The organism is Prescottella defluvii (assembly GCF_000738775.1).
Classification (GTDB): Bacteria; Actinomycetota; Actinomycetes; order Mycobacteriales; family Mycobacteriaceae; genus Prescottella; species Prescottella defluvii.
Window position 1 is genome coordinate 68,639 of record NZ_JPOC01000038.1, and the last position, 17,421, is coordinate 86,059.

Here is a 17,421-nt window from a genome sequence, read left to right on the forward strand (position 1 = left end):
TCCCGACACGAATGCTGGTCACGGTACCGCGACGACACCGACGGCGTGGCCGGATCGGGGCGTTCGCGCAGGCTGCGGCTACTGCCCGGTGCGTGCGTATCCGGCCTCGGTCGCCGATTTCGCCGGACGCCACCATTCGGGATGGTCCCGATACCACTGCACGGTGGCCTCGAGTCCACTGCGGAAGTCCCGATACCTCGGCTCCCAGCCGAGTTCGGTGCGCAGCCGCGTCGAGTCGATCGCATACCGCAGGTCGTGCCCGGGGCGGTCCGGGACGAAGTCGAAGTCGTCGGCAGGTCGCCCGAACAGCTCCAGCAGCATCGCGATCACGGTCCGGTTGTCGACCTCGCCGTCCGCGCCGATCAGGTACGTCTCCCCGATCGTGCCGCGCTCGAGGACCTCCCACACCGCCCGATTGTGGTCGTCGACGTGAATCCAGTCCCGGACGTTGCGGCCCTGCCCGTACAGCTTGGGGCGGACGCCGTCGAGCAGGTTGGTGATCTGCCGCGGAATGAACTTCTCGACGTGCTGGAAGGGCCCGTAGTTGTTGGAACAGTTCGACAGCGTCGCCCGGATCCCGAACGACCGCGTCCACGCCCGCACCAGCATGTCGCTCGACGCCTTCGTCGCCGAGTACGGGCTCGACGGGTTGTACGCGGTGGACTCGGTGAACCGGCCCGGGTCGTCCAACTCGAGGTCGCCGTACACCTCGTCGGTGGAGATGTGGTGGTAGCGGACGTCGTGGTCGCGGACGGCCTGCAGCAGCGTGTACGTCCCCACGACGTTGGTGCGCACGAACGGCCACGGATCGGCGAGCGAGTTGTCGTTGTGGGACTCGGCCGCGAAGTGCACGACGGCGTCGGAATCGGCGACCAGACGGCTGACCACGTCGGCGTCGGCGATGTCGCCGTGCACGAAGTCGATCCGGTCCGCGACCGCGTCCAGCGAGGCCCGGTTCCCGGCATACGTCAGCGCGTCCAGGACCGTGACCCGGACGTCGGGGCGTTCGGTGACGGTCTGGTGGACGAAATTGGCGCCGATGAATCCGGCGCCACCGGTGACGAGCAGCCTCATGTGGACAAACAGTACCCACGGCCACGACGTCGATTGCGGTCGATCGCGACCGTTCTCCATCCCACTCCGGGGGTGTCCCGCGCGGTTTCGGCGGGCGCATACTGGGGACATGACCGCGCGGAAGGTCGAATCGCTGCGCGCGAGTGTGTCCGACGCGGCGCTCCGATCCGCCGACAGTGTCGAGTTCCGGCACGCAGTCCTCGACGCGATCCGCGCCCGCATCCCCTACGACATCGCGCTCCTGGCGATGACCGACCCGGCGACGCTGCTACCGACGTCACAGACGACGATCGGCGTCGGCTCCGTGCCGCGTCGTGCCATCGAAACCGCCGCCCGACTGGAACACAGTCCGCCGCCGTACGGGGACGCCATCGGCAAGATGGCCCGCGATCCCGTCGGGGTCCAGACGATCCGTGACGCCGTCGACGGGGACCTCCGTCGCACGTCGCCCTACGTCGAGATCCTCGAGCCGCTGGGGATGGACGACGAGATGCGGTTCGTCCTTCGCGGGCGGGACAAGCGCTGCTGGGGTTGCGGGACGGTGATGCGTGGCCCCGGACGGCGGTTCAGCCGCGACGACGTGCGGCTTCTCGCCGGTGCTGCCGGCACAATCGGCGAGGGGCTTCGCCTGTCGTTGATCCGGCAGGCACCGCGGGCACCGGCGGAGGTACCGGGTGGTCCGTCCGTGGTGATTCTCGGACCGGACGACGAGGTGGAGTCGGCCACGGCGCCGGCGGTGGCCTACCTGGATCGGATCACCGACGAGCGGGGAAGCCGGATGGTTCCCGCCGTGTTCGCGGCGGAACGCTTGCGGAACTCGGGAGGGGTTGCCGCCGTCACGCGGGCCCGGACGATCGACGGGGAATGGGTCGTCGTCCGGGCCGGGAAGCTCGACGGCCGCGGCACGGCGGGCCGGGTGGCCGTCACGCTGGAACCGGCGGGACCGTCGGAGATCGCCCCGCTACTGGCCGCCGTTCACGGACTGACGGCCCGGGAGGCCGAGGTCCTCGACCACATCCTTGCCGGCGAGACGCGCGTCGAGGTCGCGCGTCAACTCTTCGTCAGCCCGTACACCGTGCAGGACCACCTCAAGAGCATCTACGCGAAGATCGGGGTCGGCAGCCGCCAGGAACTCGTCGCGCAGTTGCTGGCGCCATGCCGAACATTCTGATCGTCACGCTCGACGCCGGCGGCAACGTGCCGCTCACGTTCGGGATCGGGCGAGAACTCCTACGCCGCGGGAACCGTGTGCGCGTCCTCGCTCACGAGGCCCTGCGCACGGCCGTCGACGCCGCCGGGCTGGAGTTCCGTGCCTACCGGCACTCGCCCCCGTGGGATCCGCACGACATCCACGGCACCTGGAAGCTCGTCACCAGGATGGTCGCGGTGATGACGCGGCCCGGCATCGGGCAGGACCTGCTCGACGAGGTACGGGCGGATCCGGCCGACCTCGTGGTGATCGACTGCATGTTGTTCGATGCGCTCGACACGGCGGCGCGGGAGAGCCTTCGCCACGTCGCCCTGTTTCCCACGTTCTTCGGTTGCCTGGACGGGATGATCCAACGCACTCCGTTCGGTCTCGTCGCCCGACTCGAGGGGCTGGGGCCGCGTCGCCTCTGGCGGCAGGCCGACCTGGCCCTGGTGTGCTCCGATCGCGAGCTCGACCCGGCGGGCAGGCGCTCCCACGACGGAAACCTGGCATGGAGCGGCGCCGTGCACGACGCGAAGGAGCCTGCGGTGGGCCGCAATCCGCCGCTGGTTCTGGCCAGCCTCAGCACCGTCGGCTTCCCGGGCCAGCGCCGGGTCCTGCAGAACCTCCTCGACGCCGCCGAAGGCCTGGACATCGAACTGGTGGTGACGACCGGCCCCTCCGTCGATCCGACGGAACTCAAACCACCCGCGAATGCCGCTGTTCACCAGCACCTTCCGCACAATCAGGTGATGCCGGCATGCTCCGCCGTGGTGGGGCACGGCGGGCACGGAACCACCTTCCGCGCCCTCGCACACGGTCTGCCGATGCTGATCCTGCCGATGTCCCGGCTGTCCGACCAACCGACGATCGGCAGGACGGTGGCCGCATCCGGCGCCGGCAAGGTACTCCGGAAGACGGCGCACCCCCATCGGATTCGCAAGGCCCTCGACGAACTCCTCCGGACGGACAGCTACCGGGCCGGGGCCGCCGCGCTCGGCGACCGGATCCGGGCCACCGACGGAGCCGCTACCGCGGCGGATCGGCTTCTGACGCTGATCGATCGCGGATTCTGATCTGCGCCGTTCTCGGCCGTCAGGTTAGGCGCGCTGGCTATCGTGGACCGAGTGACTGTGATGACGGAGTTCAGGACCGAACGGCGTTCCCTGAGCGGGTGGGGTAGGCGTGCAGCAACACCGGCAGACGTACTCGCGACGCCCGATCTCGATGCCATCGCCCGAGCCGTACGCACTGCAGGGCCCCGCGGAGTCATCGCCCGTGGACTCGGCCGCAGCTACGGCGACCCCGCGCAGAACGCCGGCGGGCTCGTCGTGGACATGACCGCGCTCGATCGAATTCACCACATCGACCCGGACTCGGGCATCGTCGACCTCGACGCCGGCGTCAGCCTCGACACCCTGATGCGTGCCGTCCTCCCCCACGGACTCTGGGTCCCCGTGCTGCCCGGCACCAGGCAGGTCACGATCGGAGGTGCCATCGGCGCCGACATCCACGGCAAGAACCATCACTCGCACGGCAGTTTCGGCAACCACGTCGAAGCACTCGACCTGCTCACCGCCGACGGGTCCATTCGTACGCTGACTCCGTCCGGCGAGGACAGCGACCTGTTCTGGGCCACGGTCGGCGGAATGGGACTGACCGGGATCGTCGTGCGGGCCCGAGTGCGCATGAAGCACACCGAAACCGCGTACTTCATCGCTGATCACGATCGCACCGCGAACCTCGACGAGACGATGGAACTGCTGACCGGTGGCTCCGACGAGGGCTACGACTACTCGATGTCGGTGCCCGACACGATTTCCACCGGACCGAAGCTGGGGAGGGCCGGATTCACCCGCGGCTCGCTCGCCACGCTCGACCAGTTGCCGCCGAAGCTTCGCCGGGACCCGTTGCGGTTCAATGCCCCACAGCTGTTCACCGTTCCGGACGTCTTTCCCCGCGGGATGGTCAACCGGGTCACGACGCGGATCGCGGCCGAGGCCGCGTATCGGATGTATCCGAAGCACGGCCGGGGCACCGTCCAGAATCTGACGCAGTTCTACCACCCGCTCGACCTGCTGGGTGAATGGAACCGGGCCTACGGATCCGGTGGGTTCCTGCAGTACCAGTTCTCGGTTCCGTTCGGCGCCGAACAGCAACTCGCCGAGATCATCCGCACGATCGCCGAATCCGGGCACCGGTCGTTCCTCAACGTGTTCAAGCGCATGGGCGACGGCAATCCGGCGCCCCTGTCGTGGCCCGAGCCGGGATACATGCTCAGCCTCGACTTCCCGATCCGCGACGGTCTCGGCCGGTTCTGCGACGAACTCGACGAACGTGTCCTCGATCTCGGCGGCAGGCTCTACTTCGCCAAGGACTCACGGAGCACCCCCGAACGGGTCGCCCGGATGTACCCGCGACTCGACGAATGGCGGGCGACCCGGGACCGCATCGACCCCGGCGGGGTTTTCGTCTCCGACCTCGCTCGTCGACTTCGTCTGGTGTCCAGCTAGTTTCGGCCCGGAGCGGGCGCCGTACCGGAAGGCTGCGCACCCCACCGGAGCGCTGCCGCGGCGGCGAAGTCACCGGCGTGCGCGAATCCGGCGAGCAGCACCAACGACCCGTTCGGGATCCGGCCGGCCCGATTCTCGATGTCGAGAGTGATCGGGATGGCGGCACCGAACAGGTTTCCGCAGTCGTCGAAGGTGTCCGGATGCTGCTCGGGTGTGAGTTCGAGTGCGTCGCGCCAGTTCCGCAGGAACAACCGGTTGGGCTGGTTGGTGACGAACGTGTCGATATCGGTGGAAGTCACACCGATGCGATCGCACACCGCGAGTGCCACTTCGGGGACGAGCCGGTTTCCACGGGCAAACACGGCGGCAATCTTGGAGTCGGTGAAGGAGATTCGCAGTTGCCCGGTGCCGGGCGCCCAGTACTTGCGGGGTGGGTCGATGACGGCGGTCATGTCCCCGGCGAACTCGGGGTGGTGGCGGGTCTCGATACCGAGGACGGGGGCGCGGTCCGAGACACCCACCAGGGCGACTCCGCAGCCGTCACCGGGAACCGCGGCCTGCGCCAGCGGACGGACGTCGGGCTGGGTGAAGATCTGGCCGGCACTGTTCTGCGTCGCGACGATCAACGCCGTGCGTGCAGTGCTGGTGGACAGGATCGTCCGGGCGAGTTCGAGCATGTGGATGAAGGCGGCGCAGCCGCCGTTGTGGACGTCGAGGATCCACCCCGGTGTCATGTCCAGTCGGCGCGCCAATTCCGCCCCGCATCCGAGCGCGGGCAGGTCCGGCAGCTGGGTGTGGGTGATCAGGACGTCGACGCCGGCGATGGTCTCGGCGCCGTGGCGGTCGATCAGGGGCGCGATGGCGCGTTCGGCCATGTCGACGGCGGATTCGTCGGCGGCCACGTGGTGGCGGTGGGTGGGTGCGCGGAACATGATGTTCTGCGCCATCCGGTCCGAGTGGGCGTACCGGGTGAAGTAGTCCGTGCCCACCGGATCACCGGGCAGGTAGCCGGCGACGTCGAGCAGGCTCACCGTGTCCATCGGACGCTCACCCCATCCAATCGGGTGTGATCGGCAGACCCTGCCGGGCCCGGTACTCGCACAGCGCGGTGAGGTTGTCCAGCTCGAGTCGGTGACCGGCGGCGAACATGTCCCAGAGGTCGCCGACCCATGTTCCGCGGTCCGGTGGAGCGGTCTCCGGATACGGGTTGCTGTCGTAGAACGGGTGATGGCAGTTGGTCCACAGCACCACCGATCCAGGCTTGTCGAACACCGTTCCTGCATCGACCACCCGGAGCAGGTAGATCATCCACAGATGCCGGCCCTGATCCCAGGCGCAGTGGTAGTCGACGGTCATCGCGTCCGGATTCGTCACGGTGCGGGCGTAGATGGTCGTGTTGCTGCCGAGGCGGTCGTGGGCCGACCACAGGCCGGGTTGTTCGGTGGGCGCGAAACCCCGGAGGCTGTAGGTCCATTCCTCGAGACTGCGGGTGTTCGACAGGTACCGGTACACGTCGCGGGGCGGGGCGGCGACGTACCCGTTGACCGTGCAGTACTCGCCGAAAACCTGGTGGTGGGGGTACACCGACCTGAGCATGTCCAGAATCATCGGCGTCGTCGCCTCCCGGTCGGAGGTCTCGATCCTCAGCACGCCGGGGACCACACCGCCCGGAATGTCACTGAGGGCGGGCAGCGGGGTGGTCATGGTGCGCCTCCTCTGCGGGGTGCGGGGCACGTTCCAGGAAGGGCCGGAACGGGGGGATTTCGTCGGGATCACAGTCGACGGCGATGAAGGACGGGCCGCTGGTCGAGGCCGCCGCCTCGAGGGCGTCGAAGAGTTGGTCACAGGTCCGGGCCGGGTACGACGGCATCGACGGGAACATCGCGGCGACGCCCTCCGCGATCCGGGACGCCCGGAACCTGTTGAAGCTGTAGCGGTCTCCGTAGAACAGCTGCTCGCGGGTGACGCACATGGCGTGGGCCTTGTTGTCGAACACCACGAACGTGATCGGGAGGTGGTGCTCGATCGCGGTGTGGATCTCCAGGCCGTGCATGAAGAAGGCCCCGTCGCCCGCGATGACGAAGGTCCGTCGCCGCCTTGCGAATCCGGAACCGATCGCGGCGCCGAAACTGTAGCCCATACCGCCCATGCCGAGCGCGACGACGAACCGGCCGCCCCGCGGGACCGGCAGGTGGTGCACGACCGCGGCGCCGGTGTTGCCGGCGTCGGCGAAGATGTCGGACCCGGCGGGCGTCATCGCCGCGATCGTCTCGACGACCTCCCGGTAGCGCATCCCGGAACCGGCGGACACCGGGACCTCGAGCGGGGTCAGCCTGCCGGGAGTGACCGCGTCGGGTGTGGCCCCCTCCGAAAAGGCATCGGCGAGTTCGGCCAACGCCCCACGCAGATCACGGCTGGCCGCGTGCACGGCGGGCAGGTACGGCGGTTCGGCGCCGACGCTGGCAACCGGGACGCCCGCCACGGCGGCGTCCAGGCCGGCGCGTGCGGTGGCGGGTAGCCGGGTGCCGACCAGCAGGCACAGCGCGCTGTGCCGCACCGCCTCGATCAGTTCGACGTGCCCCATGGTCCCGGCGACGCCGCAGAAGCCGTGCTGGTCGGCCGTGTAGACGTCCTTCGCGTCCGGGGCGACCCCGACCGCCGCATCCATCGCAGCGGCGAGGGCCTGCAGCTGCGGCCGGGCATCGTCGCGCGCCACCTGGTCGCCGGCAACGAGCACGATCTTCCCGGTCCGACGGGCCGTCGCGAGCAGATCGCGGATCCGAGCGAGACCGGCCGGATCGTGACCGGATCGGCGAGGCGGCGGCCTGAAGGCGCCGGCTCCGTTGACGGTGGACTGCTGGATGTCCTTCGGTAGCAGCAGAACTCCGGGTCCACCCGACAACGCCGCGGCGACCGCACGCTCCAGGTGGCCGACGAGGTCGTCGGGTCGCTCCACCCGGGCGCAGTAGCGAGAGACCTCGGTGAACAGCCGGACCGCGTCGATCGTTCCGGCCCGGCCGCTCGAGTCCTGGAAGGCACCGGTGCCCTCGAGCGTGGTGGCGGGTTGCCCGATCAGGGCCAGCACCGGCACCCGTGACGTGTAGGACTCGGCGAGTCCGGCCACCAGGTTCATTGCGCCGCCACCGGATGTCGCGGCCACCACGCCGAGGCCGCTGGTCGTGCGGGCGTAGCCGTCGGCCATGGTCGCTGCGGCGAACTCGTGCTTGGCCACGACCCCCTGCACGCGGCGGTCGGTGGCGAACAGTGCGTCGTAGAGGTCTTCGATGTTGGCGCCGTCCACACCGAAGACGTGGCGCACCCCCAGGTCGGCGATCGCGTCGACCACGGCATCGACGACGCGGCGGCCGTGCAGTCCCGGATGTCGGGTTCCGGTGTCCATGGCGGTCCTCCAAACTCCGGAACATCCCGCGCCGGAATTACTTGTGACTACCGCCAGTGTGGGCCGGGGATCGGGTCGAGAACCATCCCCCACCCGGGGGATATCCGGACCGCGATGCCGTCGTCGAGGGCGCTCAGGAACGGCGTTCCGCCGGGAGCACCCGCCGGGCCAGCCGGACGATGAACGACTTCGGCGGCTGCCAGACGTCCCGGTCCTCGAATGACCATGCGTAGGTGAGGGCTCCGTCCCGGATACAGTCCAGCAGGCCCGGCGCTGCGAGCTCGTGAGCTGACCACGCGTAGAGCTGCTGCAGCCTCGGGACAATAACCCCGTAGTCCAGGAGCCGGCCGAATCCGAGTTCGTCACCGAGATAGAACCGCGCACCCTTGTCGAGGGGGTACTCGTCCGGCAGGAGACGAGACAGCTGCATGAAGATCCCGGTCATGCCCAGTCTCGGGTCACCGAGGAACGGGGCGAGCGGACGTAACCAGGCAAGTGAGATCCGCGGGGCCGCGACGAGGGCGTGGGCATACAGCACCCGGCAGAGCACGACATTCATGAAGAAGCGCTCAGCCTCGTTCTCCGCCTCCGCCAGGGCGCGGTGCTCGAGATAGGCGGCGACCACGCTCCCGTTGTGCGCCCGATACCAGGCTCGAGCGGTCGGGTAGTCGGCGAAGGACATCCAGAAATCGACCGTTCGTGAGGAGGTGGGCCCGGTGAGGTCCCCGCTCAGGGCCACCGCCTCACACCCATCACGAAGGATGCGCTCGTTCACTGCACGCCACCATGGACTACCCGGATGATCGCTGGGCAGTGGTTGCAGCAAACCTCGCCGGAGCTGCCATTCCATGAACGACATAGCCGCCCGACGGAACGGCAGATGCCGCGGAGCCTTGCCGTACGGGCCGTAGTAGCAGCGCTGCATCAGCGCGATCCGGCCTGCCGGATCGTCGCGGACCGAGGCGATCTGCTGCTCAGCCCAGGCAGCGGCCGCGCTCCCAGCGCTCACGAAAACATGATCGCACGCGGCACCGCGACCGATTCCCGTGGCGACAACTGCAACCGGCGTACGATCCGGCCCGAACCACTCGCCATTTGCCCCTTCGGGCACCAAAGTCGGCAATCACGGACCGCATCCGGCATGAGAAACTGAAGAAGTGAACAGCTCGCCTGTTCGGAGCGGGATGACCCGCTCTGCGAAGTCCATCGGAGCGACGCGCCGAAGCCGCCCGCGGAGACGACGCGGTCGTGCGGCAGCGGTCGTGGTGTGTGCGATCGCCATCACGGTCGGCGGATGCTCCAAGGCTCCGGAGGCCGAGGCGAGTGCGGTTCTCCTGGAGGCGGCCACGTCGAGCGGCGTCTCTCCGTGGACCGCATCGGTGGCCACCACAAGCGGTGCCACTGAACGCGCTGATCAAGTGCCACAGGACAGGACAACCGTTTCCGGCGAAGAGGCAGGGCTGTACGGCGGGTCGCTCGATGTTTCGGTCTGCGATCGGGAGAAGCTGTCGAACTTCCTGGAGGCGAATCCTGCTCAGGACCGCGCCTTCAAGTCCGTGGTTCAGGCCGACGACGTCCGGTCCTACGTAAATTCACTATCGCCGGTCGTCCTGACCCGTGACACCCGCGTAACCAACAACGGCTTCGAAAACAATGCAGCAGCACCCTTTCAATCCGTTCTGCAAACAGGTACGGCGGTGCTGATCGACAACCGCGGCGTTCCGCGGGTGCGATGCGCGTGCGGCAATCCGCTCGCCGAGCCGACAGCTGCCAAGCCCGAGTACACGGGTCCGCGGTGGAAGAACTTCGATGAGGGCCAGGTCGTCACGGTCGCTCCTGCAGCGGAGCCCATGTCTTCGACACAACTCAGCCCACTCAACGCCTCCGGCCCATCGACCACCATCGTGATCGGAGAATCCACACCTCTCGAAGTGGTACCCCCGGACGGCTCACCCTCGCCCGAGGGCGGGGTCACGAGCGGCGGCGGGGTCACTGGCGAGGGCGGCGATCCGGAGAACCAGAAACCCCAGGGAAGAACAGGGAACCCGATCCAACCTGGCGAACCCACTACTGCCGACAAAGTTCCCGGTGTGACAGCGCCGGATACGGCGACTCCACCGACGGAGTAACCGCAGGGAAGCGCCCGGACGCGGTCTGACTGCAGCGGAGGACACCATGTCCGATCATCGATCACGGATCCGCCACCCCCTGCTCGCCATCTTGGTGCTCGCAGGCTCGCGACCGGATTAGGCTCCCGGTCCGCCGACTCGGCCAGCAACTTCCGCGCGCCGATCAGATCGCCCACCGACAGTGCGGCCAGACCTTCGATCAAGCGGGCGTGCGCGTCCTCGGGCCGGGAACCGCTCTGAGCGTCCGACGGGGTCGTCCGCAGCGCCGACCGCACCGGCGCACTCCAGTGCTCCGATCCGCCCGTCCGCACGCCCCCACCGTCCGGCTGCCACAACTCGACAAGAGCCCGTTCGCGGCGACAAACGGTCTGGTACTCGGAATCGTCGCAGAGATCTTGGGCCCGCCGATATGCGCTGCCTGCCTCGGCGAGGGCACCCGTCCTACCGAGGCGTGCACCAGCCGGCCGACCGCTACCCAGTTGCCGGCCTTCGCTTGAGCGATCGCCGCATCCCGATGGTGCTGCGCGGCCTCGATCAGCCCGGCACTCCGCGCATACCAGACCCGGGCCTGCGCGATCCCGTATTCCTCGACGAGTTCGGACTCGGGGTGGGTGCAGAGCATCTCGTGGTAGCGGTAGGTCGACCCGTCGTCGTCACAGGTGGTGAAGGGCAGCTCGCAGAGTGGGTCCACCAGGCGGCGGCGGATCAGCCCGTACCCTCGCCAGACACAGCACCCCTGGATCGTCGTGCTGTTCGTAGTAGAGCCTTCATGATCGTAACGCCGCGAGCGTCTCAGATCCGTGTCGGCGCGATTGCCGGTTCCGGGTCCTCCCCCGGGATGGAGGTACCGCGGAGGGACACACCTGCCGTCTCGCGGAGGAAGGCGACCGAGATCAGGCCGATGACGCAGGCGCCCATCATGTAGATCGCGGGGAACAGGCTCCAGCCCGTCGAGTGGATGACTGCGTCGTTGACGAGTGGGGCCGTGCCTCCGAAGACGGCCGTCGAGACGTTGTAGCCGATCGCGAATCCGGCGTAGCGAACCTGCGTGGGAAACATCGCCGGGAAGGTGGCCGAGATGGTCGCCAGCTGCGGCAGGTACAGCAGGCCGAGGACCGCGAAGGCGAGCAGCGCCCACCCGAATCCCTGCGCCATCAGCCAGTACATCGGCACGGCGGCGATCAGCAGTCCGATCAGCGAGCCCCACCACATCGGCTTTCGGCCGAGCGTGTCGGACCAGCGACCGAAGAACGGGATGCACGCCATCATCACCACTTCACCGACCAGGATGATCACCGTCGTCGACTGCGTGCTCAGGCCGAGCGTCGACTCCAGATAGGTCGGTTGGTAGGTGAGCAGCGTGTAGTTGACCACGTTCAACGCGACGACCATGCCGGTCAAGACCAGGATCGGGCGCCAGTAGTTCTTCAGCAGGTCGGCGAGCCCACCCAGGATCGAGTCCTGGCTGTCGCCCTGCGCCTCCACCTCATTGAAGACCGGCGACTCGTCGAGCTTGCTACGCAGGAACCAGCCGACCAGGCCGAGTGGCAGCGCGATCAGGAACGGGATCCGCCAGCCCCACGACGCCATGTCGTCGTCGGAGATCATCAGCTCGCACAGCATCACCACGGCGGTGCCGGCGGCGAACCCACCGAGGGTGCCGAACTCGAGGAAGCTGCCGTACCGGCCGCGCTTGTCGTCGGGCGCGTACTCGGCCATGAAAGTGGCCGCGCCGCCGTACTCGCCGCCGGTGGAGAAGCCCTGCACCACGCGCAGCAGGATCAGCAGGATCGGTGCGGCGATCCCGATCGAGGCATAGGACGGGATCGCCGCGATCAGCGCCGTCGCCCCCGACATCAGCAGGATCGTGGTCGCCAGGACTGCCTTGCGGCCGAGCCGGTCGCCGAGCGGACCCCAGATCATTCCGCCCAACGGACGGAGGACGAACGAGATCGCGAAACCGAGCATCGTGCCGATCGAGCCGAGGTGACCCGGAAAGAAATTCTGTGTGAGATAGGTGGCAGTAGTGGCGTAGACGCCGTAGTCGAACCATTCGGTCGCATTGCCCATCGCCGAACCGGCAATGGCCTTCCGTACCGTACGACGATCCACTTCCTGATCGGCCGCCCCGGCAGAGCTCGCAGCCGACCGTTCATGGGGACCGTACGTCGTGGATTCCTGCATTCGTAAGGTCCCTTCGGACGTGGAGCTGCAGTAGGCAGGTCTTCAATCTTCGGTCGATTCGACGCTAACGGGACATGTACGACTTTGCTGGGCACGAGGAGCCGGCACGGCAGCGGCTCGCACGGTCGAATGAGATAGGGGCGAGTGCCCCGAATTGCGAACCGTTCGACCGGTATGCGGATAACGTGGTCGTTCCGATCCAGTCCGATCACGGAGGACGCATGTCCCACCCCGGCCCTGAGGGCTACCCGTCGATGCCTGGCCCGAACCCGCAGCAGCCCCTGCCACAGGGCTCGTGGCAGGCAGGCCCGCCCACGTACGGCCCCCCGCCCGTCACCGCAACGAAGCACCGTCCGATGCTGATCGGCGCCCTCGTCGCAAGTGTCGGCGTCATCATCGGCAGCATCGGACCGTGGGTGACGTTCCTCGGGATCAGCGTGGGTGGCACCGAGGGCGACGGAGTGATCACGCTGATCCTCGGCGCCCTCGCCACGGCAGCGCTCGGCGTCCTGCTGACCCGGACCGCGCGACCACGGTTCGGACTCCAGTGGGCAGGCACGACGCTCGGCGCGATCTGCCTGCTGATCGCGATCTACGACATGGCCAACCTGTCAGCCGAGGACGAGGACTTCTTCGGTGAGATGATCGGCCCATCCATTGGATGGGGGCTGTGGTTGCTCCTGCTGTCGTCCATCGCGCTGTGCGCAACTGCGACGATCGCGGCGATTCAGATGCGCAAGAGCTAGGCCTTTCAGACTCCACCCCGCTCGCGCGGTCACGCGTGAAACACTGCTCTACATGCGCGGAATCATCCTGGCCGGCGGCACGGGTAGCCGACTGCACCCGATCACGCTCGGCGTGAGCAAGCAGTTGGTGCCGGTTTACGACAAGCCGATGATCTATTACCCGCTGTCGACGCTGATGCTCGCCGGGATCCGCGACATCCTGATCATCACCACCCCCGGCGATGCCGCCCAGTTCCGGAATCTGCTGGGCGACGGCTCCCGGTTCGGCATCTCGCTGAGCTACCAGGTGCAGCACGAGCCGAACGGTCTCGCGCAGGCGTTCGTGCTGGGCGCCGACCACATCCGCGACGACTCGGTTGCGCTCGTGCTGGGCGACAACATCTTCTACGGCCCCGGCCTGGGCACCACGCTCACCCGTTTCCACGACGTCAAGGGCGGCGCGGTGTTCGGGTACTGGGTGTCCGATCCGGGCGCGTACGGCGTCATCGAGTTCGACGACTCCGGTACTGCGGTCTCGCTGGAGGAGAAGCCGGCGCGGCCACGGTCCAACTATGCGGTGCCGGGGCTGTATTTCTACGACAACGACGTCGTCTCGATCGCGCGGGACCTGACGCCGTCGGCGCGCGGCGAGTACGAGATCACCGACGTCAACCGCACGTATCTGGAGGCCGGACGGCTGCAGGTGGAGGTGTTGCCGCGAGGTACCGCGTGGCTGGACACCGGGACGTTCGACTCGCTGCTCGACGCGTCGAACTACGTGCGCACCATCGAGCAGCGGCAGGGCCTCAAGATCGGCGTCCCGGAGGAGGTCGCGTGGCGGCGCGGCTTCATCTCCGACGACGAACTGCGTGAGCGGGCCGAGCCGCTGGTCAAGTCCGGTTACGGGACGTACCTGCTGGGGCTGCTCGACCGCGGCAGAGAATGGTGATCATGGATTATCGGGAGTTGAAGGTTCCGGGGGCGTGGGAGATCACGCCCCGACAGTTCGGCGATCACCGCGGGGTGTTCCTCGAATGGTTCAAGGAGCCCGGCTTCTCCGCGGCGGTCGGTCGCACCCTCGATCTGGCTCAGGCCAACTGCTCGGTGTCCGCGGCGGGCGTGCTTCGCGGCATCCACTTCGCCGACGTCCCGCCCGGCCAGGCCAAGTACGTGACGTGCGCGAAGGGCGCCGTCCTCGACGTCGTCGTCGACCTGCGGGTCGGTTCGCCGACGTTCGGTCAGTGGGATTCGGTGCTGCTCGACGACGTGGACCGCCGTGCGCTGTTCATCTCCGAGGGCCTGGGGCACGCATTCCTGTCACTCGAGGACGACTCGACGGTGATCTACCTGTGCTCGTCCGGCTACGACCCCGAGCGTGAGCACGAGGTGAGCCCGCTCGATCCGGGCATCAGCATCGACTGGCCGGTGACCGGACGCGACGGCACACCGCTGCAGTGGACGCTGTCCGACAAGGATCTGGCCGCGCCGACGCTGCTGCAGGCCCGCGATTCCGGGGTGCTGCCGGTGTACCGGGAGGGAAGCGACTGAACCCATGAGAGCGACGAGGGTGCGCCGCGCCGGCACTGCGACTGCAGTGCTCGTGGCAGCAGGCCTCGCTCTCCTGGGCATACCTCTCGAACACGGCACTACCGACGCGTCGTCACCGCCACCACCGGCGGTGACGGCGGTCGTCGCACCGGTTCCGCCACCGGCCGTTCCGCTTGCACCTCGAGAACTGTCGGCCCGCGTCGTGCCCACGATCGTCACCGTCACGACACGCTCGGCGCTCGGCACGACGGCGGGAACCGGAATCGTGCTGCACCCGGCCGAGTCTGCAGCGATCGTGCTCACCAACCATCACGTGATCGACGGCGGCACCGAGATCACGGTGACCAGCATGTACGACATGCGCCGGTACCCCATCGAGGTCGTCGGCTACGACAGTTCCCGCGACCTCGCGGTGCTCCGACTGGCCGGCGGCAGCGGCCTGCCGACGGCGACGCTGGGGTCGTCGAATTCGGCGCACGTCGGCGATCCGGTGACCGCGATCGGGAACGCGGAGGGCGGTGGGGTGCCGGTGCCGGCGCCCGGCGCGGTCACCCGACTCGGGGTCACCGTCACCACCCGCAACTCCGCCGACGGCTCCCGCAACCAGCTGACCGGGCTGATCGAGGTAGACGCCGACGTCCGCCCCGGCGATTCGGGCGGGCCGCTGGTGAACGCGTTCGGCGAGGTGATCGGCGTCAACAGCGCCGGGAACGCCGTCGAACGTGACGTGCCGCAGGCGCCGACCCCGAAGTCGTACGCGATCCCGATCGATTCGGCGATGGAACTGGTGGATCAGGTACTGGCCGGGCGGCCGTCGGACACCGTCCACATCGGCCCGACGGCGCAGCTGGGGGTCGGTGTCCGCGACCACCGCGACCCACAATCGAACGTGCAGTCCGGTGCCGAGGTGACACTCGTCAGCTTCGGCAGCCCCGCCGAGGGCACCGGGCTCGCGCGGGGTGCCGTGATCACCGAGTTCGACGGCGTACCGATCCGATCGGCGTCGGACCTGAACGTCCGCATGATCGCCCTCCACCCCGGCGACCACGTCGACCTGCGGTGGACCGACGCCACCGGGACCCCTCGATCGGGTTCGCTGGTGCTGACGGAGGGGCCGCCGCGGTGACCTACGTCAGCCGATGCCGAGCTTGCCGGCCAGCCGCTGCAGGTATCCGCGCACCTCGTCCGCGGAGCTGTCCGGCATCCCGAACAACGCCTCGCTGACGCCGAGGTCCTGCCAGCGGGCCAGCTTGTCGGCGTCCGGCTTGCCGGCGAGGACGACGATCTCCGGCTGCCCGGTGCGCCCGGCGTCAGCCCAGATCTTGCGCAGCAGCGTGACGTTGTCCTCGATGTCGCGTTCGATCGGCGTGGTGATCCAGCCGTCGGCCGAGCGCGCGATCCACGCGAACGTCTTCTCCGACGCGCCCGCGCCGACCAGGACCGGCGGACGCGGCTGCTGGATCGGCTTCGGCCACGCCCAGCTGGGGCCGAACTTCACGAACTGCCCGTCGTACGACGCCTCCTCCTGCGTCCACAGGGCCTGCATCGCCTCGAGATACTCGCGCAGCGCGGTGCGACGCTTCTTCGGGTCGACACCGTGGTCGGCGAGTTCCTCGGCGTTCCAGCCGAATCCGACACCGAACGTGACACGTCCACCGGACAGGTGATCGAGGGACGCGATGGTCTTGGCGAGGGTGATGGGGTCGTGCTCGAGCGGCAGCGCGACGGACGTGCCGAGCCGGATCCGCGACGTCACCGAGGCAGCGGTGCCGAGCGCGACCCACGGGTCGAGGGTGCGCATGTAGCGATCGTCGGGCAGAGTCTCGTTGCCGGTTCCGGGGTGATTCGATTCCCGGTTGACCGGGATGTGCGTGTGTTCGGGCACGTAGAACGCGTCGAAGCCGGACTCCTCCACCGCCTGCGCGGCCGCCGCGGGGGTGATGCCTCGGTCACTGGTGAACAGGCTGATGCCGTAGCGCACGATCTGACTCCTCCGCGTGGGTTCGGTTCAGGAAATGTAACCTGTTCCACCCGAATCCGGAAGAGTCTCCAGACAGGTGTCCAGCAGTGTCAGCGGATCTTGAAGATCACCGCGCGCTGGACGACGAAATTGATGACCGTCGCGGTGCCCTGCGCGATGACGAAGGCCAGCGGAATCCGCCACCACTCGTCCGGGAACACGTGGGCCATGACTTGGTTGAGGCCCACCTGGACCGCGAACGTGACCGCGTACAGCGCGACCACCGCGATGAATCGGGCTCGACTCGGCTCGGCCTTGAACGTCCAGCGTCGGTTGATCAGGTAGGCCGTCGTCGTTCCGGCGATGAAACCGATCGACTTCGCGACGGGCATCGGCAGGCCCACCGCGAGCAACAGCAGGTACAGCCCGAAGTCGACGACCGCCGACAGTCCGCCCGTGAGCACGAAACGCACGATCTGCGTCTTCAGGTCGAGTGCGTCGTCGGCGATGGACTCGGTGACGGGGATCTCGACCGGCAACGGGGCGTGTGGTTCGTGGGCGTGGGGGGTTCCGGACACGGGAACGAGCGTAGGCGAACCGTACGGGCGGATCCGCGGTGACGTCCGGCACATGCGACTGGACCTCGAGCGCACTCGAGGTTGCAAGATCAACGTCATGACCGTCTACACGCTGCCCGAC

General features: G+C 68.1%; 16 protein-coding genes. 8 read left to right on the top strand and 8 right to left on the bottom strand.

Annotated elements, in window-relative coordinates:
• Positions 1-78 precede the first annotated feature (78 nt).
• The gene (gene rfbB / locus IJ15_RS0115020; RefSeq protein WP_031939165.1) at positions 79-1,074 is read right to left on the bottom strand and encodes a dTDP-glucose 4,6-dehydratase; all 996 of its coding nucleotides are present in this window, start codon (positions 1,072-1,074) and stop codon (positions 79-81) included.
• Positions 1,075-1,183: 109 nt separating this feature from the next.
• Between rfbB and IJ15_RS0115025 the strand changes: the two genes are divergently transcribed.
• From IJ15_RS0115025 to IJ15_RS0115035, 3 genes are read left to right on the top strand one after another with little or no spacing between them, the layout of a single operon-like run.
• Positions 1,184-2,245 carry a helix-turn-helix transcriptional regulator gene (locus IJ15_RS0115025; RefSeq protein WP_051918936.1) on the top strand — a complete coding sequence of 354 codons (1,062 nt, stop codon included), beginning with the start codon at positions 1,184-1,186 and terminating at the stop codon, positions 2,243-2,245.
• On the top strand, positions 2,230-3,339 hold the full coding sequence (locus IJ15_RS0115030) for a glycosyltransferase (protein WP_031939167.1): 1,110 nt from the start codon (positions 2,230-2,232) through the stop codon (positions 3,337-3,339). Before IJ15_RS0115025 ends, IJ15_RS0115030 begins: the two co-directional genes overlap by 16 nt.
• Before the next feature lie 60 nt (positions 3,340-3,399).
• Entirely contained in the window at positions 3,400-4,776 is a 1,377-nt protein-coding gene (locus tag IJ15_RS0115035; protein WP_031939168.1) for an FAD-binding oxidoreductase, read from the top strand.
• Here IJ15_RS0115035 and IJ15_RS0115040 read toward each other — a convergent pair.
• From IJ15_RS0115040 to IJ15_RS0115055, 4 genes are all read right to left on the bottom strand, one after another.
• Positions 4,773-5,816 carry a 3-oxoacyl-ACP synthase III family protein gene (locus IJ15_RS0115040; protein ID WP_031939169.1) on the bottom strand — a complete coding sequence of 348 codons (1,044 nt, stop codon included), beginning with the start codon at positions 5,814-5,816 and terminating at the stop codon, positions 4,773-4,775. The two genes, IJ15_RS0115035 and IJ15_RS0115040, sit on opposite strands and share 4 nt — an antisense overlap.
• A gap of 7 nt (positions 5,817-5,823) precedes the next feature.
• Positions 5,824-6,480 carry a hypothetical protein gene (locus IJ15_RS0115045; RefSeq protein ID WP_031939170.1) on the bottom strand — a complete coding sequence of 219 codons (657 nt, stop codon included), beginning with the start codon at positions 6,478-6,480 and terminating at the stop codon, positions 5,824-5,826.
• The gene (locus tag IJ15_RS0115050; protein WP_031939171.1) at positions 6,452-8,176 is read right to left on the bottom strand and encodes a thiamine pyrophosphate-binding protein; all 1,725 of its coding nucleotides are present in this window, start codon (positions 8,174-8,176) and stop codon (positions 6,452-6,454) included. The genes IJ15_RS0115045 and IJ15_RS0115050 overlap by 29 nt, the downstream gene beginning before the upstream one ends.
• Before the next feature lie 133 nt (positions 8,177-8,309).
• Positions 8,310-9,185, bottom strand: a complete 876-nt coding sequence (locus tag IJ15_RS0115055) for a hypothetical protein (RefSeq protein WP_031939172.1) — start codon at positions 9,183-9,185, stop codon at positions 8,310-8,312.
• Between the two features lie 370 nt (positions 9,186-9,555).
• Between IJ15_RS0115055 and IJ15_RS26060 the strand changes: the two genes are divergently transcribed.
• Complete coding sequence (locus IJ15_RS26060; protein ID WP_156112114.1) at positions 9,556-10,305, top strand: DUF6777 domain-containing protein; 750 nt, start codon at positions 9,556-9,558, stop codon at positions 10,303-10,305.
• 792 nt (positions 10,306-11,097) lie between these two features.
• Here IJ15_RS26060 and IJ15_RS0115060 read toward each other — a convergent pair.
• Complete coding sequence (locus IJ15_RS0115060) at positions 11,098-12,489, bottom strand: MFS transporter (RefSeq protein ID WP_031939173.1); 1,392 nt, start codon at positions 12,487-12,489, stop codon at positions 11,098-11,100.
• A 221-nt stretch (positions 12,490-12,710) separates the two neighbouring features.
• Between IJ15_RS0115060 and IJ15_RS0115065 the strand changes: the two genes are divergently transcribed.
• From IJ15_RS0115065 to IJ15_RS0115080, 4 genes are read left to right on the top strand one after another with little or no spacing between them, the layout of a single operon-like run.
• Positions 12,711-13,235 carry a hypothetical protein gene (locus IJ15_RS0115065; protein WP_156112115.1) on the top strand — a complete coding sequence of 175 codons (525 nt, stop codon included), beginning with the start codon at positions 12,711-12,713 and terminating at the stop codon, positions 13,233-13,235.
• 52 nt (positions 13,236-13,287) lie between these two features.
• Positions 13,288-14,163 carry a glucose-1-phosphate thymidylyltransferase RfbA gene (gene rfbA, locus IJ15_RS0115070; protein ID WP_031939175.1) on the top strand — a complete coding sequence of 292 codons (876 nt, stop codon included), beginning with the start codon at positions 13,288-13,290 and terminating at the stop codon, positions 14,161-14,163.
• 2 nt (positions 14,164-14,165) lie between these two features.
• Entirely contained in the window at positions 14,166-14,762 is a 597-nt protein-coding gene (locus IJ15_RS0115075; RefSeq protein WP_031939176.1) for a dTDP-4-dehydrorhamnose 3,5-epimerase family protein, read from the top strand.
• Between the two features lie 4 nt (positions 14,763-14,766).
• The gene (locus IJ15_RS0115080; protein ID WP_031939177.1) at positions 14,767-15,888 is read left to right on the top strand and encodes a S1C family serine protease; all 1,122 of its coding nucleotides are present in this window, start codon (positions 14,767-14,769) and stop codon (positions 15,886-15,888) included.
• A 6-nt stretch (positions 15,889-15,894) separates the two neighbouring features.
• Here IJ15_RS0115080 and IJ15_RS0115085 read toward each other — a convergent pair whose 3' ends face one another.
• Positions 15,895-16,743, bottom strand: coding sequence for an LLM class F420-dependent oxidoreductase (locus tag IJ15_RS0115085; RefSeq protein ID WP_031939178.1), 849 nt, complete (start codon positions 16,741-16,743; stop codon positions 15,895-15,897).
• 89 nt (positions 16,744-16,832) lie between these two features.
• Positions 16,833-17,300: a GtrA family protein gene (locus IJ15_RS0115090; protein ID WP_269321484.1), complete on the bottom strand. Its 468-nt coding sequence runs from the start codon at positions 17,298-17,300 to the stop codon at positions 16,833-16,835.
• Positions 17,301-17,421: the final 121 nt, after the last annotated feature.